Below are 20,073 nucleotides of genomic sequence, written 5' to 3'. Positions count from 1 at the left end.
ATGGATGCTGCACGACGCGTCGCGGGGAAGCTCGGCGGCCTGCTGCTGACGCTCTTCCTCGCGTCACTGCTCGTCTTCTTCTCTCGCTTCCTGGTGCCCGGAGATCCGGTGAGCTTCCTCCTGCGCGGGCGGAAGCCGAGTCCGGAGGCGATCGCCCAGGTCACCGCGCAGTACGGCCTGGACAAGTCGCCGATCGAGCAGTACCTGCGCTGGATCGGCGGGGTGGTGCGGGGCGACTTCGGCCGCTCGCTGCAGTTCCGGCAGGACGTGAGCGTGGTCATCGGCGAGCGCCTGCCCGTGACGCTCACGCTCGTCGTGATGGCGGGGACGATCATCGCCGTCGTCGGTCTGGTGCTCGGCGCGGTGGCTGCGCTGAACCGCGGCAGGGTCGTCGACCGCGTGGTCCTGATCGGCCTCACGGTGCTCGGCGCCATCCCGTCGTTCGTCGGATCCATCGTGCTGATCGCGGTGTTCTCCGTGCAGCTCGGCTGGTTCCCGTCGTTCGGATCCGGCGAGGGGTTCCCCGACATGGTCTACCACCTCGTGCTGCCGTCGATCGCCCTGGCGATCGTGTTCATCGTGCTGGTCGGCAAGGTCACGCGTTCGGCGATGGTCGAGCAGCTCGGTCGCGAGCACGTCGAGGTCTCGGTGAGTCGCGGCGTGAGGCAGACGGTGGTCGTCCGCCGGCACGTGCTGCGCAACGCCCTCGGCCCCATCCTCACGGTCAGCGGCGTGCTGGTGGCCGGCCTCATCGTGGCGAGCTCGATCGTGGAAGCCGCCTTCGGCCTCGCGGGGATCGGCTCGCTGCTCGTCCAGTCCGTCGACCGGCTGGACTTCCCCGTCGTCCAGGCGATCGTGCTGCTCGTGGTGACGGCGTTCGTCGTCATCAACGCGATCGTCGACATCCTCGAACCCTGGATCGATCCGCGATCCGCTGCTGGAGCTGGTGCCCGATGACGACCCCGACCCCCACGCTGGCGGTGCGCGTGCTCCGCTCGCCGCGGATCCCCCGTCCGCCGTTCCTGTTCACGCTCAGTGCGATCGTGCTGGCCGTCGTGACGCTGTCGGCGATCTTCGCGCCATGGATCGCCCCCTACGACCCGGACGCCGTCGACTTCACGGCCTTCTACGCTCCGCCGTCGGCCGCGCATTGGCTGGGCACCGACTCGCTCGGCCGCGACACCCTCAGCCGCATCATCTGGGGCGGCCGCACCGCGCTGATCGGCCCACTGGCGGTCGTGGTGTTCTCCACGGTCCTCGGCATCCTCCTCGGGCTCCTGGCGGGCTGGCGCGGAGGGTGGATCGACGCCGTGCTCGGCCGGGTGTTCGATGTGCTGTTCGCATTCCCGTCGCTGCTGATCGCGATCATGGCCGTCGCCCTGTTCGGCAAGGGCCTCATCGCGCCGGTGATCGCCATGAGCATCGCGTATGCGCCGTTCGTGGCGCGGCTGACCCGGTCGCTCGTGGCGGCGGAGCGCAGCAGACCCTATGTCGCCGCATATCGGGTGCAGGGCTTCGGCGGCGCATGGATCGCGCTGCGCCGCGTGCTGCCCAACGTCACGCCCATCATCGGCGCGCAGTCGACCCTGAACTTCGGATACGTGCTCGCCGAGCTCGCCGGCCTCTCGTTCCTCGGCCTCGGCGTGCAACCACCCACGGCGGACTGGGGCGGCATGATCAACGAGGCGCAGTCCGGCATCGCGTCCGGCCAGTTCCTCCCGGCGATCGCGCCGGCCGTCATCGTCGTGATCGTCGTCGTCGCCGTGAACATCATCGGCGAGGAGCTGTCCGACCGCATCGGAGGGGAGATCCCCGCATGAACACCCGAGACATCGATCCCGTCGACGCCCCGCTGCTCGACATCCGGAACCTGACCCTCGACCTCCCGAACGGCACCCGCCTGCTGCACGGCATCACCCTGCAGGTCGCGCCGGGCGAGACCGTCGGGCTCGTCGGCGAGTCCGGCTCAGGGAAGTCGCTCACCGCGCGGGCGGTCCTCGGCCTGCTGCCGGACCGCGCGGCTGTCGGCGGTGCCGTCGAGGTGGAGGGGCGGTCGCCGCTCACCGCCGGCGTCGACCGCCAGGAGATCCGTCGACACAGGGCCGCGATGGTCTTCCAGGATCCGCGCGCGGGCATCAACCCGATGCGCACCGTGGGCGATCACGTCACCGAGGCGCTGCGGCTGTGCGAGGGGTGGCCGAAGGACGATGCCCGCGCGCGGGCCGTCGAGCTCCTCACCGCCGTGCGGCTGCCGGCGCCGGACGACCACCTCGGGCAGCATCCGCACGAGTTGTCCGGCGGGATGCTGCAGAGGGTCATGATCGCCGGCGCACTCAGCACCGCTCCGCAGCTGCTGGTCTGCGACGAGCCGACCACCGCCCTCGACGTGACGACTCAGGCCGAGATCGTGCAGGTGCTGAGGGACCTGTGCGCGCAGAACGGCATGGGGATGCTCTTCATCACCCACGACCTCAACCTCGCAGGGTCGCTGTGCGATCGGCTCGTGGTCATGAAGGACGGCGCCGTCGTCGAGGAGGGGCCGGCCCGCGATGTGCTCGTGGCCCCCCAGGCCGAGTACACGCGGCGCCTGGTCGCCGCGACCCCGCGCATCTCCGGCGGCGTCGCCGCGGCATCCGTGTCGCTGGGGACGTCGGCAGCGGAGGAGACACAGGGGGAGGATGCGCAGCTGTTCGTGTCGGGCGTCGGGAAGACGTACCGGCGCCGGGGCAGGTCGCCCGTGGCCGCCGTGGCGCGCGCCGACCTCGTGATCCCGCGCGGCGGCTCTCTCGCCGTGGTGGGCGAATCGGGGTCGGGCAAGTCGACGCTCGCGCGCATGATCGTCGGACTCGAGGAGCCCGATGCCGGCGAGATCCGCATCGGAGGTCGCGCGATGGCCGGCATCCCTGCCTCGAAACGCGAACGGCTGGAGCGGGCGAAGAGCGTGCAGATGGTGTTCCAGGATCCGTACCTCTCGCTCGATCCGCGGATCCCGGCCGGACGCGCGATCGAAGACGTCCTGAAACTGCATACCGGGCGCACCGGAGCCGCTGCCATCGCATGCGCCCTCGAACTGCTCACCGCTGTGGGGCTGGCGGAGGAGCATCTGACCGCCCGTCCGCGCACGCTCTCCGGCGGTCAGCGGCAGCGGGTCGCGATCGCCAGGGCGCTCGCCGTGGAGCCGGAGCTGCTCGTGATGGACGAGGCGACGAGCGCTCTCGACGTCTCGGTGCAGGCACAGGTGCTCGACCTGGTCGCCGACATCAGACGGGACCGGGGACTCACGCTGCTCTTCATCAGCCACGACCTCGCCGTGGTGCGGAAGGTGTGTGCAGAGACCATCGTGATGCGCCGAGGGGAGATCGTCGAAGCCGGCCCGACAGAGCGACTGCTCGAGAACCCGCAGCACGAGTACACGCGCCTGCTGATCGACTCGGTTCCCGTTCCGGTCTCGTGACGCGCGTGTGGCTGGTCCGGCACGGCGAGAGCCTCCTCAACGCGGCGGGACGCATGCAGGGGTGGGCGGACGCGCCGCTCACCCCCGACGGCCGCGCGCAGGCCGCAGCTCGCCGGCAGGACTTCGCCGCGGACGGTCTGGTCTTCGACGCCGTGGTGTCGGCGGACGGCATCCGGCACCGGGAGACGGCCGGCCAGCTGTGCCCCGCGAGCACGCCGCGGGAGGACGCCGGATGGCGCGAGGTCTGCTTCGGGGCGCTGGAGGGTGCGCGGAGCGCGGCGCTCGTCCGGCAACTCGCGGACCATCGGGACGCCCCCGATCCGCTGCGCGCCGTGCTGACGGAGCTCTCGGCGAGCGCCGGAGGAGAGCATCCGGATGCCGTCGTCGCGCGCGCTCTCGCCGCGCTGGGCCGCGCGGCCGACGACGGAGACGAGGTCCTCGTCGTCACCAGCGGTGTGACGATCCTGTTGCTGCTCGACGCCCTCGGCGCCGACCTCGACCACGTCGTGGCGGGACCTGCGAACCTCTCGGTGTCGACAGTGGACGGCCGGCCCGGTCGCTGGCGCGTCACGCGCGCGGTCGATCAGGCGATGTAGACCTTGCGGAGCGTCTCGGTGACGGTCCAGGTCGTGCGCATGCCCTCGGCGAGACGCACGACGGAGCCGGGTCCGACCTCCAGGTCGGGCAGCCCGGACGAGGCGAAGGCGATCGTGGCGCGGCCGGACAGCACCACGAACACCTCATCGGCCTCGGTGTCGGTCGCGGTGCCTGGCGTCATCTCCCAGACGCCGATCTCGATCCCGCCCAGCGTCGCCAGCTCGCGGATCGCGGTCGTCGGCGTGCCGGCGAGCACATCGTCGGAGGGCAGCGGCTCATGCGCGAGAGGCAGCGCCCTGACATCCACCGCACTCCCCGCGGCGAGACCGTTCACGAGTCGAAGCCCATGCCGACGGCGTCGAGGGCCTTGAGGAACAGGTTGCGCCTGCCCTCGTTGTGGTCGGCCTGGTTCATGGCAGCGCGCACGAGATTGACGCCGATCGACGCCGCAGGCTCCGGCGGGAACGGGATGGGCTTCTCGCGCACCATCCGCAGCTCGGTGCGCTCGGTCTCCTCGCCCGCGAGCTTGTCGAGCATGACGTCGGCCGCGAACCGCGCAGCACCGACGCCGAGGCCCGTGAAGCCGGTCGCGTACGCCACGCGTCCCTTCCGGGCAGTGCCGAAGAACGCGCAGAAGCGGCTCGACGAGTCGATGGCTCCCGCCCAGCGGTGCGTGAATCGCAGACCCTCCAGCTGCGGGAAGGTCGTGAAGAAGTGCGAGGCGAGCTTGCGGTGACTCTCCATGCGGTCCTCGTACTCCGGGCGCACCTTGCCGCCGAAGTGGTAGACCGCGTCATAGCCGCCGAACAGAATGCGGTTGTCGGCGGTGAGCCGGTAGTAGTGGAACTGGTTCGCGCTGTCGGCGAGGCCCTGACGGTTCGACCATCCGATGGATGCCAGCTGCTCGGTCGACAGCGGCTCGGTCATCAGCACGTAGTCGTACACCGGAACGGTCATCAGCCGGTTGCGCTTGAGGAGCGAGGGGAAGACGTTGGTGCCGAGGGCAACGGCGTCAGCGACCACGCGGCCGTCCGGGGTGACCAGGGTGATCGGACCGGATCCGTCGCCCTCGATCGCGCGGACGATGCTGTGCTCGTGGATCTCGACGCCGAGGTCGGCGGCCACGCGTGCCAGCTCGACGCCGAGCTTGGCGGGGTGCACCATGGCGCAGCCGTCGCGATCCCAGTCTCCGGCGAGGAAGGTCTTCGAGTGCACCTCGGCCTGAACGGCTTCGCGGTCGAGGAAGCCGGGCTCTTCGCGATACCAGTCCACCTGGTGCGGCTCGACGGCGACCGCCAGCTGACCCGTGCGCTCGAACTCCGCATCCATGCCGTACCGCTCGACCGTCTCACCGATCCCATCGAGGTTCGCGTGGCCGAGCTCTTCGAGCCGGTCGATCTCCTCCGGCCATCGGTTGACGCCGTTCTCGTGGCCGTGGGTGAGGCTCGACTCGCAGAATCCGCCGTTGCGCCCGGAGGCGGCCCAGGCGATGCGCGAGGCTTCGAGCAGCACGACACGACGTTCGGGGTCGCGCTCCTTGGCGCGCACCGCGGTCCACAGCCCGGCGTACCCCCCGCCGACGATGGCGAGGTCGGCACGGACAGTGCCGTTCAACGGCGGGTGCGTCGGCCGCTCGACGTCGTCGAGCCAGAACACCCGCAGGGCGGTGTCCCGGAGCGAGGCGTCGATGACGCTCGCTGAAGGCCGTTGGCGTTCGAAGACGGTGGTGCCCATCGTTCTCTCCGTTCCTCGGAGGCGCGCCTCAGCGCGTGCCCCAGTTGTAGAGGTCCTTGTACAGACCGGCGTAGAGCAGGCTCTCCGTGTGCGTGATACCGGGGATGGTACGGATGCGGGTGGCGATGAGTTCGATGAGGTGCTCGTCGTCCTCGCACACCGCCTCGACCAGGATGTCGAAGGTGCCGAGCGTCACGACCACGTAGGCCAGCTCCGGGATCGTGGTGAGCTCCTGCGCGATCTCGCGCGGGTTGCCGGAGACCCGGATGCCGATCATCGACATGCGGTGGAAGCCGAGCTGCATCGGATCGGTGACCGCCACGATCTGGATGATGCCCGCCTCGGTCATCCGCTGCACGCGCTGACGAGCGGCGGCTTCGCTCAGTCCGACCTCGCGGGCGATCTCGGCGTAGGGGCGGCGGCCGTCCTCCTGCAGCAGTTCGACGATGCGCTTCGAGATGTCATCAAGGGCAGGCTGGGACGGCTTCGTGCTCATGTGTCGATATTGTCAGTCGGTATGCAATTCTGCAACTGATTCAGTCGAATTTGTCGGAAGTATCTTCAGATTCCGCAGGGATGGCGATACGATGACCCCATGTCGACTCATCTTCTGAAGGATTCAGCGCCGTTACAGAACTTCATCGGCGGACGGTATGTGCCCGCGCACGGCGCCGGTCGGGTGCCGCTTCTCGATCCTGTCACCGAAGATGCGTACGGCGAGCTCCCGGTGTCGGACGTCAGCGACGTGGACGCCGCTTATGCGGCCGCAGCCGCTGCCTTCCCGATCTGGCGGGACGCGACGCCCGGCGAACGACAGCTGGCGCTGTTCCGCATCGCCGACGAGATGGAGTCGCGCGCAGACGAGTTCGCCGACCTCGAGTCGCAGGACACCGGCAAGCCGCGCGCGAGCCTGGTCTCGGACGAGATCATGCAGTCGATCGACCAACTGCGCTTCTTCGCGGGTGCCGCCCGCAGCCTCGAGGGCAGGGCGGCAGGGGAGTACCTCGCCGGACACACCTCGTTCGTGCGTCGCGAGCCGGTCGGTGTGATCGGCCAGGTGACCCCGTGGAACTACCCCCTGAACATGGCGGTGTGGAAGATCGCGCCCGCGCTCGCCGCCGGCAACACCGTCGTGCTGAAGCCCGCCGAGTCGACACCGCTCACGACGCTGCTGCTCGCCGAGATCGTCTCGCTGCACACGCCGGCCGGCACGCTCAACGTGGTGCTCGGCGACCGCGACACCGGTGTCGCCCTGGTGGAGCACCCCACGCCGCAGATGGTCGCGATCACCGGTTCGGTGCGGGCGGGCATGGCCGTCGCACGCTCGGCGGCGAACGACGTCAAGCGGGTGCATCTCGAACTCGGCGGCAAGGCTCCGGCGATCGTGTTCGCCGACGCCTCGATCGAGAAGGCCGTTGATGGCATCACCACCGGTGCCTTCTTCAACGGCGGGCAGGACTGCACCGCCGCCACCAGGGTGCTGGTGCACGCCTCACTCCACGATGAACTGGTCGCCGCGCTGGTCGCGAGGGCGCAGACGCACGCCCGCACCGGAGGGCCGCGCGAGGAGGGTGTGCTGTACGGGCCGCTGAGCAGTGCGGCCCAGCTCGCACAGGTGCAGGGCTTCATCGACCGCCTGCCCGCGCATGCGACGATCGAGACCGGTGGACGCCGCCAGGGGGATCGCGGCTACTTCTGGGAGCCCACCATCATCTCCGGTGTGCATCAGGACGACGAGGTCGTGCAGGGTGAGATCTTCGGACCCGTTCTCACGGTGCAGGCGTTCACCGAGGACGCGGAGGCCCTGGGGATGGCCAACGACGTGCCATACGCGCTCGCCGCTTCGGTGTGGACGACCGATCATGCGCGAGCGATGCGCTTCTCGCGGGACCTCGATTTCGGGTGCGTGTGGATCAACACGCACATCCCGTTCGTGTCGGACATGCCCCACGGTGGATTCAAGCACTCCGGCTACGGCAAGGACCTCTCGCAGTACGGCTTCGACGACTACACGCGCATCAAGCACGTGATGAGTGCGCTCGACTGAGAGGGGTCGGCGAGGGGCCTCGGGTGTTCAGGGGGCGAGCTGCTTCACGCGACGGTGCTCACGCAGGGTGAGCTGGGGACGTTCTTCGATCTTGATCGCCCCGTCCTCGTCCCAGCCGTGGCGTGAGTAGAACGCATCCGCGCGGTCGTTCCCGTCGAGCACCCACAGGTAGGCGCGCGCGTACCCGGCCTCGGCGATCCGCTGCTCCGCCGCCTCGAGCAGGGCGTGGCCCGCACCCGTCGACCAGGCGGCGGGGTCGGCGTAGATGCCGTAGACCTCTCCGTCGGTGAGCCCGTCGGGGTCGCGGCCGGAGCCCAGCGATGCCCAGCCGACCAGGCGGTCGCCCCGCATGGCGACGAGGGTGCCGAGGCCCGTGGGCAGCGGCTCCGCGATGATGCGCCGCCACCCCTCGGCTCGCTCTTCGATGGACAGTCCGTCGAGGACGGACTGATCGATGAGTCCGCGGTAGGCCGCCTGCCAGGAGCGGACGTGAACGCCGGCGATGCCGTCGGCATCGTCGGCGCGGGCGTCGCGGATCACCAGCGGAGTCATCCATCCAGCCTACGGGGATCGCCGCGGCGGGAGCGGGGGACGGACCCTGCGCGTCAGCTCACGTTCTTCTTGAGCCAGGGCAGGGGATCCACGGCGACCGTGTTGATGTGGACCTCGAAGTGCAGGCACGACCCGAACACGTAGCCGGTCGATCCGACGTCTCCGATGTACTGGCCTTCGTCGACACAATCGCCGACCTCGACAGCCCGGCTGCCGTAGGTCATATGCGAGTAGACGGTGCTCACCGCCTGTCCGTCGACGATGCTCTCGATCTGGATCGTCACGCCGTAGCCCTGGTAGCTCTCCGTCGATCGGGAGACGCAGCCCTTCATGGCGGCGTTGATCGGAGTGCCGACCGGCGCGGCGAAGTCCTGTCCGAGGTGCGATCGGCCCGGTCGTGAGGCGCCGAATCCGTCGGTGAAGGAGTATGTTCCGTCGGCCATCGGCATCACGATGCGTCCGGCGAGGGGGATGTCCAGCGCGCTTCCCAGCGGCATGCCTGCGGCGATCGCGGCGGCCGCCGCACGGGAGCGCGTCTCCTTGATCTCCTCGGGCGTCGTCGCCGAGAAGTTCCCGCGGGGCGCGATCTCGGCGCGGATCTCGTTCTTCGACGTGTAGGACTGGGACATTCCGTCGGCAAGAGTCGAGACGGGGGCGCTGGCAGCGGCTGCGGGGCCGCTGGTGGGGTTCAATGCGGGAAGCGCGGCTCCGGTGATCAGGACCCCGATCGCCAGGGTGGCGCCGAGTGCCTTGGACTTCGCCCACGTGCGCTTCTCGCGGCGGACCCGGGTCTGAGGAGTCGACACCGCGCGAGGAGCCATGTGCCGGGGGCGCAGGCGGGGATCCCACGAACGGGGGGCCTGCGTTGCGCGCGGCTCGGTCGCTGGGGTCGGCTTCGTCTGGGACTGTGCCTGAGTCTGCGTCACCTGCGAGTGGAGGGCTGTCTCGTCCTGGGGCGAGTCCGCGGCTGCGGTCGCGGTGTGAGCTGCCGCGGGCCTGCGGCGTGCGCGCGAGGACCTGAGTGACGGGGCGTCGGGTGCGAGATCTGCGTCGAGCGCGAGGTCTGCGTCGGGGTCGAGGCTGGCTTCGGATGCGAGGTCTGCATCGGGTGCCGGCGTCGCGGCGCGGGCAGCCTCTACGGAGTGAGTGCTCACGGGCACGAGGGTTTCGGCGGACGAAGGGGTCGCGTCGGCGAGGGGGAGCTTGTCGGCGGCGTTCGACGGAAGGGAGGAAGGTGCGTCGGCGGTCGCCGGGCGTCGACGATGACGACGGAGAAGCGGTCGAGTCGGATCAGGGACTTCTGTCGGAGCTTCCGAGGCTTCGTGAGCGCGCTCGGGGGGCAGGGAATTCGTGACGGGATCCTTCCGGGAGGCAGATGTACGCGGCGGTCGATCCCCCCGGATGCCACCGTTACCGATCTGTAATTTAATTCGTGAACTCGCGAGCGTCAAATCGACATCGGACGCGTCGGTATCGCTGTGGGCGTCGCCGTGCTCTGTCATCCATCGATATCCGCGGAGAGCGTGGCGCCAGGGGTGTGTCGATTCTGCATCCGGTGCGGAGTGTTCGCGGTGCCGTGTCTTCTTGGTGCGCGGCAACTGTGGAGAACCCGCGGTCCGCCGGCCTTGTGGAGTGTTCGAGGCCTCTATGTGTGTTCCGGAATACCGCGCTGAACAGGGTTTATTCGACGATGAATGTCGGTGGTCCCGGGTTGACTTCGGGTATGAACTCTCCTGTGGATGCGCTCACTCAGGTCGTCGCCGACCTGGATGAGGTGCTGCGTTCCGAGGCGGTGGCGGGTTTGAGCGACGCATCGAAGATGGAGCTGCTGCGTATGGCGGGGGCGGCGCAGCGGCGCGTGGAGGCCGTGGTGGTGGAGGTCGTCGCGTCGGCGGAGTCACGTCCGGCGGGTTCGGGCGACCTCGCGTTCTGCGGACTGTTCGGGTGCCGAACCGTCGGAGAGCTTCTGCAGCGGGTGCTGCGGGTGGATGCGACGGGTGCCACCCGGGTCGTGAAGGCCGCGAGGGCGGTGCGGCGGGAGGTCGAGCTGACGTCGGGCGGGTGGTTGCCGGCGAGGTGGCCGGCATTGCGCGCGTCCCTGCTCGACGGAACGGTGGGGGTCGACGGGGTGTTGGCGGCGATCGGTCCGATCGAACGGGCCGGTGCCAGGGTGGGAACGGCGGACAGGTTGCGGGCGGATGCGGAATTGGCCGCGTATGCGCGCGGGCTTCCGGTCGCCGACCAGCGCGCGGATGACCAAGGTGGTGCGGAGTCGGGGGCCGATGACGCCAGCGCTCCTCCGGCGACTCCGGAAGACCTGCGGGTGCTGGCGCAGGTGATCGTGCAGTATCTCGATCCGGATGGTGCTGAGCCGGCGGACGAGATCGCCATGCGGGCGCGGGGGATCGTCCTCGGTAGGGCCAAGGACGGGGTGATCCCGATCCGGGGCGGGCTGCTTCCCGAGGTCGCGGGACAGCTGCGACGCCTCTTCGACGCGTACCTGAACCCGAAGGTCGACGGACCGCCGCAACCGGGTGTCGCCTTCCGGCCCTCCGACGCGGCGCCCACCTCTTCGCCGGAGGTCGAGGGGGCGGGCGGCGGCTTCCTGCCGTCCGAGGATCCGGTGCAGACGGTCGACCCCCGGACGCGCGCGCAGAAGCAGCACGACACGCTCGCCGCCGTGCTCTCCATCGCCGCGCGTCACGATGACACGCCCCGTCTGGGAGGTGCCGCACCGACGCTGGTCGTCACGGTCACCGCCGAGGACTACGCCACCGGTTCCGGATGGGCTCGCATCGACGGGATCGAGACCCCCGTGTCCACCGGAGTCGCCGCGCACACCGCGTGCGGGGGCGGCGTGCAGCGGGTCCTGTTCGACCCGGGTGGGCGCATCATCGGAATCCACACCTCCGACCGCGTCTTCAATGCCCATCAACGTCGGGCGATCACTCTCCGCGACCGCGAATGCGTCATCCCCGGCTGCCATGTGCCCGCGGCCTGGTGCGAGATCCATCACGTGGACGAGCACGCCCGCGGTGGAGCAACCCATACCGACAACGGCGTCGCGCTGTGCTGGCACCACCACCGAACCCTCCCCACCAGCGGATGGGAGATCCGGATGCGACATGGCACCCCCTCCGTTCGCGGCCCTGCCTGGTGGGACCCGAGTCGGCGATGGCGAACACCTCGACCGCCCAGCGTTGCCTGTTCCGGGCAGGCGGGTCGACGCAAGGAGCTGCTGCGGACATGAAACCTGGCGGTGGCGGTGGCGGCGGCGGCGGCGGCGTTGATGGAAGTGCCGGTGGCGGCGGCGGCGTTGATGGAAATGCCGGTGGCCGGAGCGGTACAGGTGGCAGTGCCCGTGCCGGTGCCTGCAGGCATGCCGTCCGACGGAATCGGGCCGGGGTGTCGACTGGTGCGACACGATGTGGCATGCTTGCGGGCACTGCGCCCGGCACAGCCAGCGGTGCACGACCCGACGAAGAGAGGCGACTTCGCAACCCCTATGTCCAGACCACTCGCGGGACCGCAGGGCCTGCTCCGCACGCTCAACGGCCGCGCGATCCTCGAAGCTCTCGCGCGCAGCGGTCCGCAGACCCGTTCGGACCTGATGTCGACCACCGGACTCTCGCGGACGGCAGTGACCCAGGTGCTGCGGATGCTCGAGAACGCCGGTGCGGTCGCCCCCGCGGGCATCGACCGCGACACGCGGGGCCCTGCCGCAGGACGGGTCGCGCTGCACCCCCGGCTCGGTTTCGCCGCAGCTGTGCACGTCGATCATCACGCCGCCCACGTCGTGCTGGTCGACGCGACCGGTACCGTGCAGGCGGAGGAACACGGGCCCTTCTCGGAGGCGGATGACCGCGTGGCTCACATCGTCGGACTCGTGGAACGGTGCCGGCGCTCGGTGAACGCGGCGAAGGCGGCCGTGCACCTGGCGGTCGTCGGAGTCCCCGGCATCGTCACGACGGACGGAGGCATCCGAGACGACTTCGGCCCCGACGGCGGCCTCTTCCGCTCGGCCCTCTCCACGGCCCTCGACTGCCCCGTCCGCGTCGAGAACGACGTCAACCTCGCAGCCCTCGCCGAGCTCACGGGCGGCGAAGGCGGCAGACTCGCGAGCTTCGCGCTGCTGCTGCTCGACGACGGGCTCGGGGCGGGCATCGTCATCGACGGGGAACTCCACCGCGGGTTCTCCGGCGTCGCAGGCGAAGTCATGTACCTGCCGCAGACGCCCATCCCGATCGGTGCGCCCCTCGCCGGCGACGCGGTGGTCGGAGACCTGGCTCTCGGCGTCGGACGAGACCCCGATGCGTCGCTCGACGACCATCTGGACGCAGCCGAGCGCGGAGACGACGCGGCTCTCCAGATCGTGTCAGAGCTCGCCCGCCGCATCGTCCTCGTCGCGGGGACAGTGGGGCTGGTGCTCGACCCCGAGGCGTTCATCCTCAGCGGTAAGGCCGCACACCCGGCCCTCGTCGCCGCGATCGAGCGCATCGCCGCCGAGTACGAGGCGCAGCTTCCGCTCCGGTTCCTGGTCTCGTCGTTCGGCACCGAGGCTCCGCTCATCGGTGCGGTCGATCAAGCCGCGGCGGCGCTCCGCAGCGACCTCTTCAGCCGCATCCTCACGCCCGCACCCAAGGGCAGCCGCTGAACGGCCACCCCGCCTCGACCGCCGAAGCCCACTCACCGGCACCACGCCCCGCCTCAGAGCAACGCCGCTCGACCACCGACAGGATCACCCGATGACCGCACCCTCCGCACTCGCCGACCGCCTCGGACTCGCACCAGGCACGCGGGCCATCATCCTCAATGCGGATGACTTCGGCATGTGCCATGCCGCGAACACCGCCATCGTCGACCTGCTCACGTCCGCGCGCATCGACTCGAGCACCGTGATGGTCCCGTGCTCCTGGTCGCCCGAAGCGCTCGCCTTCGCCGCCTCCCATCCTGACCTCGATATCGGTGTGCATCTCGTGCTCACGAGCGAATGGGCGCGCTACCGGTGGCGTCCGCTCACCGGCTCGGGCACGAGCCTCGTCGACGCTGCGGGCTTCTTCCCGACCGACGTGCTGTCCGTCGAGCAGAACGCCTCAGACGAGGATGTCGCCGCCGAACTCTCCGCTCAATTGCAGACCGCGCTCGATGCCGGCGTCGATGTGACGCACCTCGACAACCACATGGGCTCGGTCTACGGGCTCGTGACGGGGCGGGACTTCCTGCAGCCGGTCTTCGAGCTCGCCGCACGGCACGGCCTGCCCTTCCGGCTGCCCCGCAGCATGGATGGCGTCGGCGAGAATCCCGCCCTGCAGGCTCAGCTCGATCGCGCCGCAGCGGCCGCCGACGCGTCCGGAGTCGAGATCATCGATCGCCTCTGGTCGCATCCGTTCGAAATCCTGCGCGAGGGCGCACCCGACGAGGAGACGTACGAGGAGGTGCGAGCCGGTTTCATCGCGCTGCTGCGGGCGGTGCCGGCCGGAGTCACCGAGATCTACCTGCATCCGATGGTCGATGACGACGAGCTCCGCGCGGCCGTCGACTTCAGCGCGACGAAGCGCGGCTATGAGCTGCGACTGCTGAGCGACCCGGTCGTGCTGCAGGCCATCGAGGATGAGGCGCTCGTGCGCATCGGCTGGCGCGACCTGCGAGACCTGCAGAGGGGCAGCGCCCGGTGACCTCTCTGCGCGAGCGCGTACGGGACCGACGACTGGATGCGGCGCCGACCAGAGCGCAGACGATCGCCTTCGGCGCATCCGGCTTCCCGACGCAACTGATGGCGCAGACCTTCTCGGCCTTCGTCGTCTACTTCTACGTCTCGCACCTCGCGGTCCCGGCGACGGGCGTGGCGATCGCCATGATCGCCCACGGGGTGCTGAACGCCGTGCTGAACCCCGTCGTCGGCACGATCTCCGACCGGCTGCGCACGCCCTGGGGTCGGCGCATCCCGTGGATCGGCCTGGGCATCGTGCCACTCGTCGTCGCGTTCGCGCTGGTCTGGATGCCGCCGGATCTCCCGGTCACCGGCCTCATCGTCTGGTTCCTCGTCGTCGTGGCCGTCTACGACGTGGCCTTCGTGGTCGTGGTGTTGAACATCTCGGCGCTGTTCCCGGAGATCTTCCGCACCACCGAGGAGCGGGCCCGCGGCAACGTGCCGCGGCAGATCTTCGCGATCCTCGGCATGGTGCTCGGCACGGCCGGCGCTCCCGCCCTGTATGGCGCCATCGGCTGGCCCGGAATGGCAATGGTGCTCGGGGCCGTCTGCCTCGTGCTGCTCGTGTGGTCGTTTCTCGGAGGCATGATCGAGCGCCGGACTCCGGAGACGTCAGCGGACTCGTCATCGCCCGACAAGCCGGCGGAGGCCATGCGCTGGGGTGATCAGCTGACCTATACCTTCCGCAACCGCGCCTTCGTCCCGTACGTCCTCGGCTCGCTGTTCGTGCAGACGTCGATCGCCGTGATCCTCGCCGCCGTCCCCTTCTACGTGCGCTATTCGCTGCACGCGCCGGAGGGAGAGGGCAGTCTGCTGCTCGGGGCGATCTTCGTGACCGCGATCCCCTCGATCGTGTTGTGGAGCGCGGTCGTCCGCCGCACCTCGCCGCGCACGGCCATGCTGTGGAGCGTCGCGGTGTTCGGGGCGGCAGTGCTCGGCTACCTCGCCCCCTCGAGCGTGCTCGGCGCTGCGCTGGTCGGCGTGGCCGTCGGTGTGGGCGTCGGGGGTCTGCTGCAGCTGCTCGAGGTCATGCTCGCGCAGATCATCGACGATGACGCGACCCGCACCGGGCACCGTCGAGAAGGGGCCTACTTCGGCGTGAACGGATTCGTCGTCCGTGGCTCGGTCGTGCTGCAGGCGATCGTCGCCGCAGTGGTGCTGAACGCCGCCGGGTTCGATGCCACCCTCGGCGACGCACAGCCGAACAGCGTCGACGGAGGCATCCGCCTCATGCTCGCGGTGATCCCGCTCGGGTTCACGGCTGCCGCCTGGCTGTGCTTCTGGGCGTACCCGATCCGCACCCGAGACGTCTGACCGTCAGGGGCGAGCTGCCTGTCGTGCCTCCCAGCCCGTGCGCACCATCTCGTCCACCGAGTACCGCATGGTCCAGTCGAGGTCGCGTGCGGCGAGCTCGCCCGTCGCCACGATGCGGTCGGGGTCTCCAGGGCGCCGGGGGCCGACCTCTGGTGTGAAGTCGATTCCGGTCACGCGGGCGACGGCATCCATGATCTGCTTCACGCTGAGGCCGTCGCCGGAGCCGAGGTTGTATGCCGCTTCGATGGGCTGGCCGGATGTGAGGCGCTGGGCCGCCGCGACGTGGGCGGCCGCGATGTCGCCGACGTGCACGTAGTCGCGCACGTTCGTCCCGTCTTCCGTGTCGTAGTCGTCGCCGTTGATGCGTGGGGTCTTCCCCGCGAGCAGCGCCTCGAACACGATGGGGAACAGGTTGTGCGGGCTCACGTCGTAGACCGTCGGATCGGCGGATCCCACCACGTTGAAGTACCGCAGCGAGGTGTGCCGCAGCGGGCGTTCCGAGTCCGCTGTCGCGATCGCCTGGTCCCGCAGCAGCCACTCGCCGATGAGCTTCGACTCCCCGTAGGGGCTGGCGGGCTTCTTGGCGGTGTCCTCGACGACGAGGGCGACGTCCGGCGTGCCGTACACCGCGGCGGACGAGGAGAAGACGATGTTCGCGACACCGGCGGACTCCATGGCCTCGAGGATCACGCGTGTGCCGTCGACGTTCTGCGCGTAGGTGTGCAGGGGGCGGTGCACCGAGACGCCGGCGTACTTGAAGCCGGCGACGTGGATCACCCCTTCGGCGCGATGGTCGCGCAGCGTGCTCTCGACGAGCTCGCGGTCGAGGATGCTGCCCTGCACGAACTCCACGCCTTCGGGCACGAAAGACGCGCCACCGCTGGAGAGGTCGTCGAGCACGACAGGAGTGAGCCCCGCGTCCGCAAGCGCACGCACGACGTGGGAGCCGATGTAGCCGGCCCCGCCGGTCACGATCCAGGACATTGCTTCCTCTCCTGCCGCGGATTCGTCGCGGCCCGATGGATCATTCTGTCATGCGTCGCGCCGAGGACCGGCTGAGGGGAGGACCGCGAACAGCAGGGGTTCCACGAACCCGCGGGCCGCGAAGGCACCGCTCACGGCCTCCGACACCGAGGCCACTGCGGCCGCTTCGACCAGAGCGATCGCCGCACCGCCGAAACCGCCGCCCGTCATCCGCGCCCCCAGGGCGCCGGCGGCCAGGGCGGTGTCGACAGCCGTGTCGAGCTCGGGGGTCGAGATCTCGAAGTCGTCCCGCATCGATGTGTGGGAGGCGACCAGGAAGTCGCCGATCGCCCGCACGCCCTGTTCACGCAGCACTCGCACGGTGTCGAGCACCCGCTGGTTCTCGGTCACGATGTGGCGCACGCGGCGGAACGTCACGTCGTCCATCAGACCCTGCGCCCGCGGCAGGTCGTCCACCGTGACGTCGCGCAGTGCGGGCACACCCAGGAGCGAGGCGCCGAGTTCGCACGAAGCGCGCCTCTCGCGGTAGCCGCCGGTGGAATGGGCGTGCTTCACGCGCGTGTCGATCACGAGGATCGCGAGGCCCGCCTCGGCGACGGCGAGCGGGACGAGTTCGGTGTCCAACGAACGGCAGTCGAGGAAGATCGCGGTGTCGGGGCGACCGAGCATCGACGCCATCTGGTCCATGATGCCGGTGGGGGCGCCCACCGCCTCGTTCTCGGCACGGCGCCCGATGCGAGCCAGGTGCGTGCCGTCGAAGCCGGTGCTCCACAGGTCGTTCAGCGCGGAAGCCGTCGCGCCCTCGATCGCGGCGGACGAGGAGAGCCCCGCCCCGACGGGTACGTCGGACGCGATGGTGAGGTCGAATCCTGCGAAGGGTCCGCTCTCCGTCGCGGCCTGTCGCATCGCCCAGGCGACTCCGAGCGGGTACGCGGCCCATTCGGGGACGGTAGGGTGGGCCCCCGCGGGGGTGGGGAAGAGTCGATCCAGATCGTCCAGGCCGACCTCGACCGGCTCCTCGGCGAAGGTGGAGGCGACTCGGACCCGGTCGTCGTCGCGCAGGCCGACGGCGGCCACCGTGCGCTGCGGGATGGCGAACGGCAGCACGAACCCGTCGTTGTAGTCGGTGTGCTCGCCGATGAGGTTCACGCGTCCGGGTGCCGACCAGAATCCGTCCGGCTCGCGACCGGTGAGCCGGACGAACAGGGAGCCGGCGTCCTCGTGCGCAGCGTCCTCGTGCGCAGTGTGATCGTGTGCAGCGTCATCGTGTGCGGCGGTCATGCGGAGGCTCCCGGATCGATCTGGTCGTCTGCTGCGCGCGCGATGGCCTCGCGGAGTCGCGCGGCTCCGACCTCCGGCGGCACCTCGGCCGCCCAGGCCCACATCGCGGCCTCCGAACCGGCGAGGAACTTCAGCTTGTCGGCGGCACGGCGCGGGCTCGTCAGCTGCAGGTGCAGGCGCACGGTGTCGCGGCCCACGTGCACCGGCGCCTGATGCCAGGCGGCGATGTACGGTGTCGGGGAGTCGTACAGGGCGTCGACGCCGCGCAGCAGGCGCAGGTACAGCGGTGCGAGTTCGTCTCGCTCGGCCGCCGAGGTCTCGGCGAAATCGGCCACGTGGCGGTGCGGCATCAGGTGCACCTCGAGCGGCCAGCGCGCGGCGAAAGGCACGAACGCCGTCCAGTGCTCGCCCCGGAACACGACGCGCTCGGACGCCTGCTCGGAGTCCAGGATGCGCTGGAAGAGGTCGGGCGCCGTGCGGTCGATGGACTCCAGCACGCGGGCGGTGCGCGGGGTCACGTACGGGTAGGCGTAGATCTGGCCGTGCGGGTGAGGCAGCGTCACGCCGATCGCCTCGCCGCGGTTCTCGAACGGGAAGATCTGCTCGATGCCCGGCAGCCGGGAGAGAGCGGCTGTGCGGTCGGCCCATGCCTCGATGACGGTGCGCGCGCGGGTGACCGTCTGCGTACCGAAGGAGCCCGCGTGCTCGGGGCTGAAGCAGACGACCTCGCAGCGTCCGATCGAGGTGCGTGTGCGACCGAGGCCCAGGGCGACGAGGTCGTCGAGACCGCGGGGGGCGTTCGCAGCCTGGGGTGCGGTGCCCACCGCCTCGGCGAGAGCCGGACCGAATGCGGGGGAGCGGTTCTCGAACACCGCGACGTCGTAGCGGGACGGCACCTCCGACGGATTGCTCGGCGTCTGCGGGGCCAGGGGGTCGGCATCCGAACCCGGCATCATCACGCGGTTCTGCCGGTTCGCGGCCACCGTGATCCAGTCGCCCGTGAGCACGTCGAGCCGCATGGTCGCGGTCTCGGGTCGCGGGTCGAGCACGCGGGCATCCACGGAGCGCTCCGGTCCGAGTGTCGTCCCCGGATCGTCGTAGTAGATCAGATCGCGGCCGTCGGCGAGGGTGGTGGCGCGTTTGACGACGCCGGCGCCGAGGGTCTCGGTGCGCGTCTCGGGGAGCTCAGGCGTGTTCACGTAAACATGGTAGGCGCAGCCCCGTGGTAACGTCAACACGAGCGAGTCGCGCATCCACGGTGCGCGGGACGGAGGCAGCGGGTGCGAGTACGCGGGAGTGGCGGAGAACGCGTCGACGAGCACGGTTCCGACCGTGGGCGTTCGTCTTCCCGCCGGGTGTCGATGGCCATGGTCGCCGAGCGCGCCGGCGTCTCGGGTCAGACGGTCTCCCGCGTCGTCAACGGCAGCCCCCGCGTGGACCCCGATACCAGGGCGCGCGTCGAGACCGCGATGGCCGAGCTCGGATACCGCCCGCACCGCGCGGCCCGCGCCCTGCGCACCGGGCGTTCGCAGACCATCGGACTCGTCGTCACCACGCTCTCGACGGTCGGCAACTCCCGCATGCTCCAGGCCACGGCGGAGGCGGCGGCGGAGCGCGGATACGCGCTCACGCTGGTGACCGCCGCCCGGGGCGTCGGCGAGGCATTCGACCGGCTCGCCGAGCAGGAGGTCGACGGCGCGATCGTGCTGAACGAGGCGTCGGCCCTGGTCTCCGACACCGAGCGCCCGACTGGGCTCAGGCTCGTGGTCGTCGACGCCCCGACCGAGGCCGGCTTCATCTCGGTGCACAGCGATCATGCGGGCGGTGCCGCGGCGGCCACCGAACGACTCCTGGAGCTCGGGCACTCCACGGTCCATCACCTCGCCGGTCCCGCCGACTCGTTCGCCGCCGTCGAGAGGGAACGGGGGTGGCGCGAGACCCTCGCCGCTGTCGGCATCGATGCTCCGTCCGTCGTCCGGGGCGACTGGAGCGCCGATTCGGGCCACCGTGCGGCAGCTGCACTGACGGCGGCCACCGCGATCTTCTCCGCCAACGACCAGATGGCGCTGGGCCTGCTGCGGGCGCTCTCCGATGCGGGTCGCCGGGTGCCGGAGGACGTCAGCGTGATCGGCTTCGACGACGTGCCGGATGCCGCGAACTACCGTCCGCCGCTGACCACCATCCGGCAGGACTTCCCGGCCCTCGCCCAGCGAGCGGTCTCGTCGTTGATCGACGCCATCGAAGGGGTGTCGAAGGCTCGCGCCGCCTCGGTCGTCGGGACCGAACTCGTCGAGCGCGCGAGCACGACGTCGCGCTGACCGGCGCACCCGCCTGATGCGGCTGTTGCAGTCCGCCTCGATCTCGTGCCATGATGCCGGAAAGCGTTTTCCCGCCTTCGTG

General features: G+C 70.1%; 18 protein-coding genes. 10 read left to right on the top strand and 8 right to left on the bottom strand.

The window, feature by feature from the left end:
* The 4 genes from AB4070_RS09725 to AB4070_RS09710 are packed head-to-tail and all read left to right on the top strand — an operon-like array spanning position 1 to position 4,050.
* Entirely contained in the window at positions 1-957 is a 957-nt protein-coding gene (locus AB4070_RS09725) for an ABC transporter permease (protein WP_441979902.1), read from the top strand.
* The gene (locus AB4070_RS09720; RefSeq protein WP_441979901.1) at positions 954-1,820 is read left to right on the top strand and encodes an ABC transporter permease; all 867 of its coding nucleotides are present in this window, start codon (positions 954-956) and stop codon (positions 1,818-1,820) included. The genes AB4070_RS09725 and AB4070_RS09720 overlap by 4 nt, the downstream gene beginning before the upstream one ends.
* A complete protein-coding gene (locus AB4070_RS09715; RefSeq protein WP_441979900.1) occupies positions 1,817-3,454 on the top strand; it encodes an ABC transporter ATP-binding protein in 1,638 nt (545 codons plus the stop codon). Before AB4070_RS09720 ends, AB4070_RS09715 begins: the two co-directional genes overlap by 4 nt.
* Entirely contained in the window at positions 3,451-4,050 is a 600-nt protein-coding gene (locus AB4070_RS09710; RefSeq protein ID WP_441979899.1) for a histidine phosphatase family protein, read from the top strand. Before AB4070_RS09715 ends, AB4070_RS09710 begins: the two co-directional genes overlap by 4 nt.
* Here the strand turns inward: AB4070_RS09710 and AB4070_RS09705 are convergent.
* From AB4070_RS09705 to AB4070_RS09695, 3 genes are read right to left on the bottom strand one after another with little or no spacing between them, the layout of a single operon-like run.
* Entirely contained in the window at positions 4,038-4,385 is a 348-nt protein-coding gene (locus tag AB4070_RS09705) for a cupin domain-containing protein (protein WP_441979898.1), read from the bottom strand. The two genes, AB4070_RS09710 and AB4070_RS09705, sit on opposite strands and share 13 nt — an antisense overlap.
* On the bottom strand, positions 4,382-5,785 hold the full coding sequence (locus tag AB4070_RS09700) for an NAD(P)/FAD-dependent oxidoreductase (protein ID WP_441979897.1): 1,404 nt from the start codon (positions 5,783-5,785) through the stop codon (positions 4,382-4,384). Before AB4070_RS09700 ends, AB4070_RS09705 begins: the two co-directional genes overlap by 4 nt.
* 28 nt (positions 5,786-5,813) lie before the next feature.
* Complete coding sequence (locus tag AB4070_RS09695; RefSeq protein WP_282847608.1) at positions 5,814-6,281, bottom strand: Lrp/AsnC family transcriptional regulator; 468 nt, start codon at positions 6,279-6,281, stop codon at positions 5,814-5,816.
* A 99-nt stretch (positions 6,282-6,380) separates the two neighbouring features.
* Here AB4070_RS09695 and AB4070_RS09690 point away from each other — a divergent pair, with 99 nt between their 5' ends.
* Positions 6,381-7,832: a gamma-aminobutyraldehyde dehydrogenase gene (locus AB4070_RS09690; RefSeq protein WP_441979896.1), complete on the top strand. Its 1,452-nt coding sequence runs from the start codon at positions 6,381-6,383 to the stop codon at positions 7,830-7,832.
* A gap of 27 nt (positions 7,833-7,859) precedes the next feature.
* Here AB4070_RS09690 and AB4070_RS09685 read toward each other — a convergent pair whose 3' ends face one another.
* Together AB4070_RS09685 and AB4070_RS09680 are read right to left on the bottom strand one after the other, a co-directional pair.
* Positions 7,860-8,384: a GNAT family N-acetyltransferase gene (locus tag AB4070_RS09685; protein WP_441979895.1), complete on the bottom strand. Its 525-nt coding sequence runs from the start codon at positions 8,382-8,384 to the stop codon at positions 7,860-7,862.
* Between the two features lie 53 nt (positions 8,385-8,437).
* On the bottom strand, positions 8,438-9,538 hold the full coding sequence (locus AB4070_RS09680) for a M23 family metallopeptidase (RefSeq protein ID WP_441979894.1): 1,101 nt from the start codon (positions 9,536-9,538) through the stop codon (positions 8,438-8,440).
* A gap of 569 nt (positions 9,539-10,107) precedes the next feature.
* Between AB4070_RS09680 and AB4070_RS09675 the strand changes: the two genes are divergently transcribed.
* From AB4070_RS09675 to AB4070_RS09660, 4 genes are all read left to right on the top strand, one after another.
* The gene (locus AB4070_RS09675; protein WP_441979893.1) at positions 10,108-11,634 is read left to right on the top strand and encodes a DUF222 domain-containing protein; all 1,527 of its coding nucleotides are present in this window, start codon (positions 10,108-10,110) and stop codon (positions 11,632-11,634) included.
* A gap of 255 nt (positions 11,635-11,889) precedes the next feature.
* Positions 11,890-13,038, top strand: coding sequence for an ROK family transcriptional regulator (locus tag AB4070_RS09670; RefSeq protein ID WP_441979892.1), 1,149 nt, complete (start codon positions 11,890-11,892; stop codon positions 13,036-13,038).
* A gap of 91 nt (positions 13,039-13,129) precedes the next feature.
* Positions 13,130-14,059, top strand: coding sequence for a polysaccharide deacetylase family protein (locus tag AB4070_RS09665; RefSeq protein ID WP_441979891.1), 930 nt, complete (start codon positions 13,130-13,132; stop codon positions 14,057-14,059).
* Positions 14,056-15,408 carry an MFS transporter gene (locus tag AB4070_RS09660; protein ID WP_441979890.1) on the top strand — a complete coding sequence of 451 codons (1,353 nt, stop codon included), beginning with the start codon at positions 14,056-14,058 and terminating at the stop codon, positions 15,406-15,408. The genes AB4070_RS09665 and AB4070_RS09660 overlap by 4 nt, the downstream gene beginning before the upstream one ends.
* 3 nt (positions 15,409-15,411) lie before the next feature.
* Here AB4070_RS09660 and galE read toward each other — a convergent pair whose 3' ends face one another.
* From galE to galT, 3 genes are read right to left on the bottom strand one after another with little or no spacing between them, the layout of a single operon-like run.
* Positions 15,412-16,392 (bottom strand): UDP-glucose 4-epimerase GalE, encoded by a 981-nt coding sequence (gene galE / locus AB4070_RS09655; RefSeq protein WP_441979889.1) that lies wholly within the window; start codon positions 16,390-16,392, stop codon positions 15,412-15,414.
* Positions 16,393-16,440: 48 nt separating this feature from the next.
* On the bottom strand, positions 16,441-17,673 hold the full coding sequence (galK, locus tag AB4070_RS09650; RefSeq protein ID WP_441979888.1) for a galactokinase: 1,233 nt from the start codon (positions 17,671-17,673) through the stop codon (positions 16,441-16,443).
* The gene (gene galT, locus AB4070_RS09645) at positions 17,670-18,872 is read right to left on the bottom strand and encodes a galactose-1-phosphate uridylyltransferase (RefSeq protein WP_441979887.1); all 1,203 of its coding nucleotides are present in this window, start codon (positions 18,870-18,872) and stop codon (positions 17,670-17,672) included. Before galT ends, galK begins: the two co-directional genes overlap by 4 nt.
* Before the next feature lie 162 nt (positions 18,873-19,034).
* Here galT and AB4070_RS09640 point away from each other — a divergent pair, with 162 nt between their 5' ends.
* Positions 19,035-19,991 carry a LacI family DNA-binding transcriptional regulator gene (locus tag AB4070_RS09640; protein WP_441979886.1) on the top strand — a complete coding sequence of 319 codons (957 nt, stop codon included), beginning with the start codon at positions 19,035-19,037 and terminating at the stop codon, positions 19,989-19,991.
* Positions 19,992-20,073 lie beyond the last annotated feature (82 nt).

Origin of the sequence: Microbacterium sp. 2RAF4 (assembly GCF_052115285.1) — a bacterium.
Taxonomy (GTDB): Bacteria; Actinomycetota; Actinomycetes; order Actinomycetales; family Microbacteriaceae; genus Microbacterium; species Microbacterium oxydans.
The sequence above is the reverse complement of the archived record's forward strand: the minus strand, read 5'-3'. Positions and strand labels throughout refer to the sequence as shown.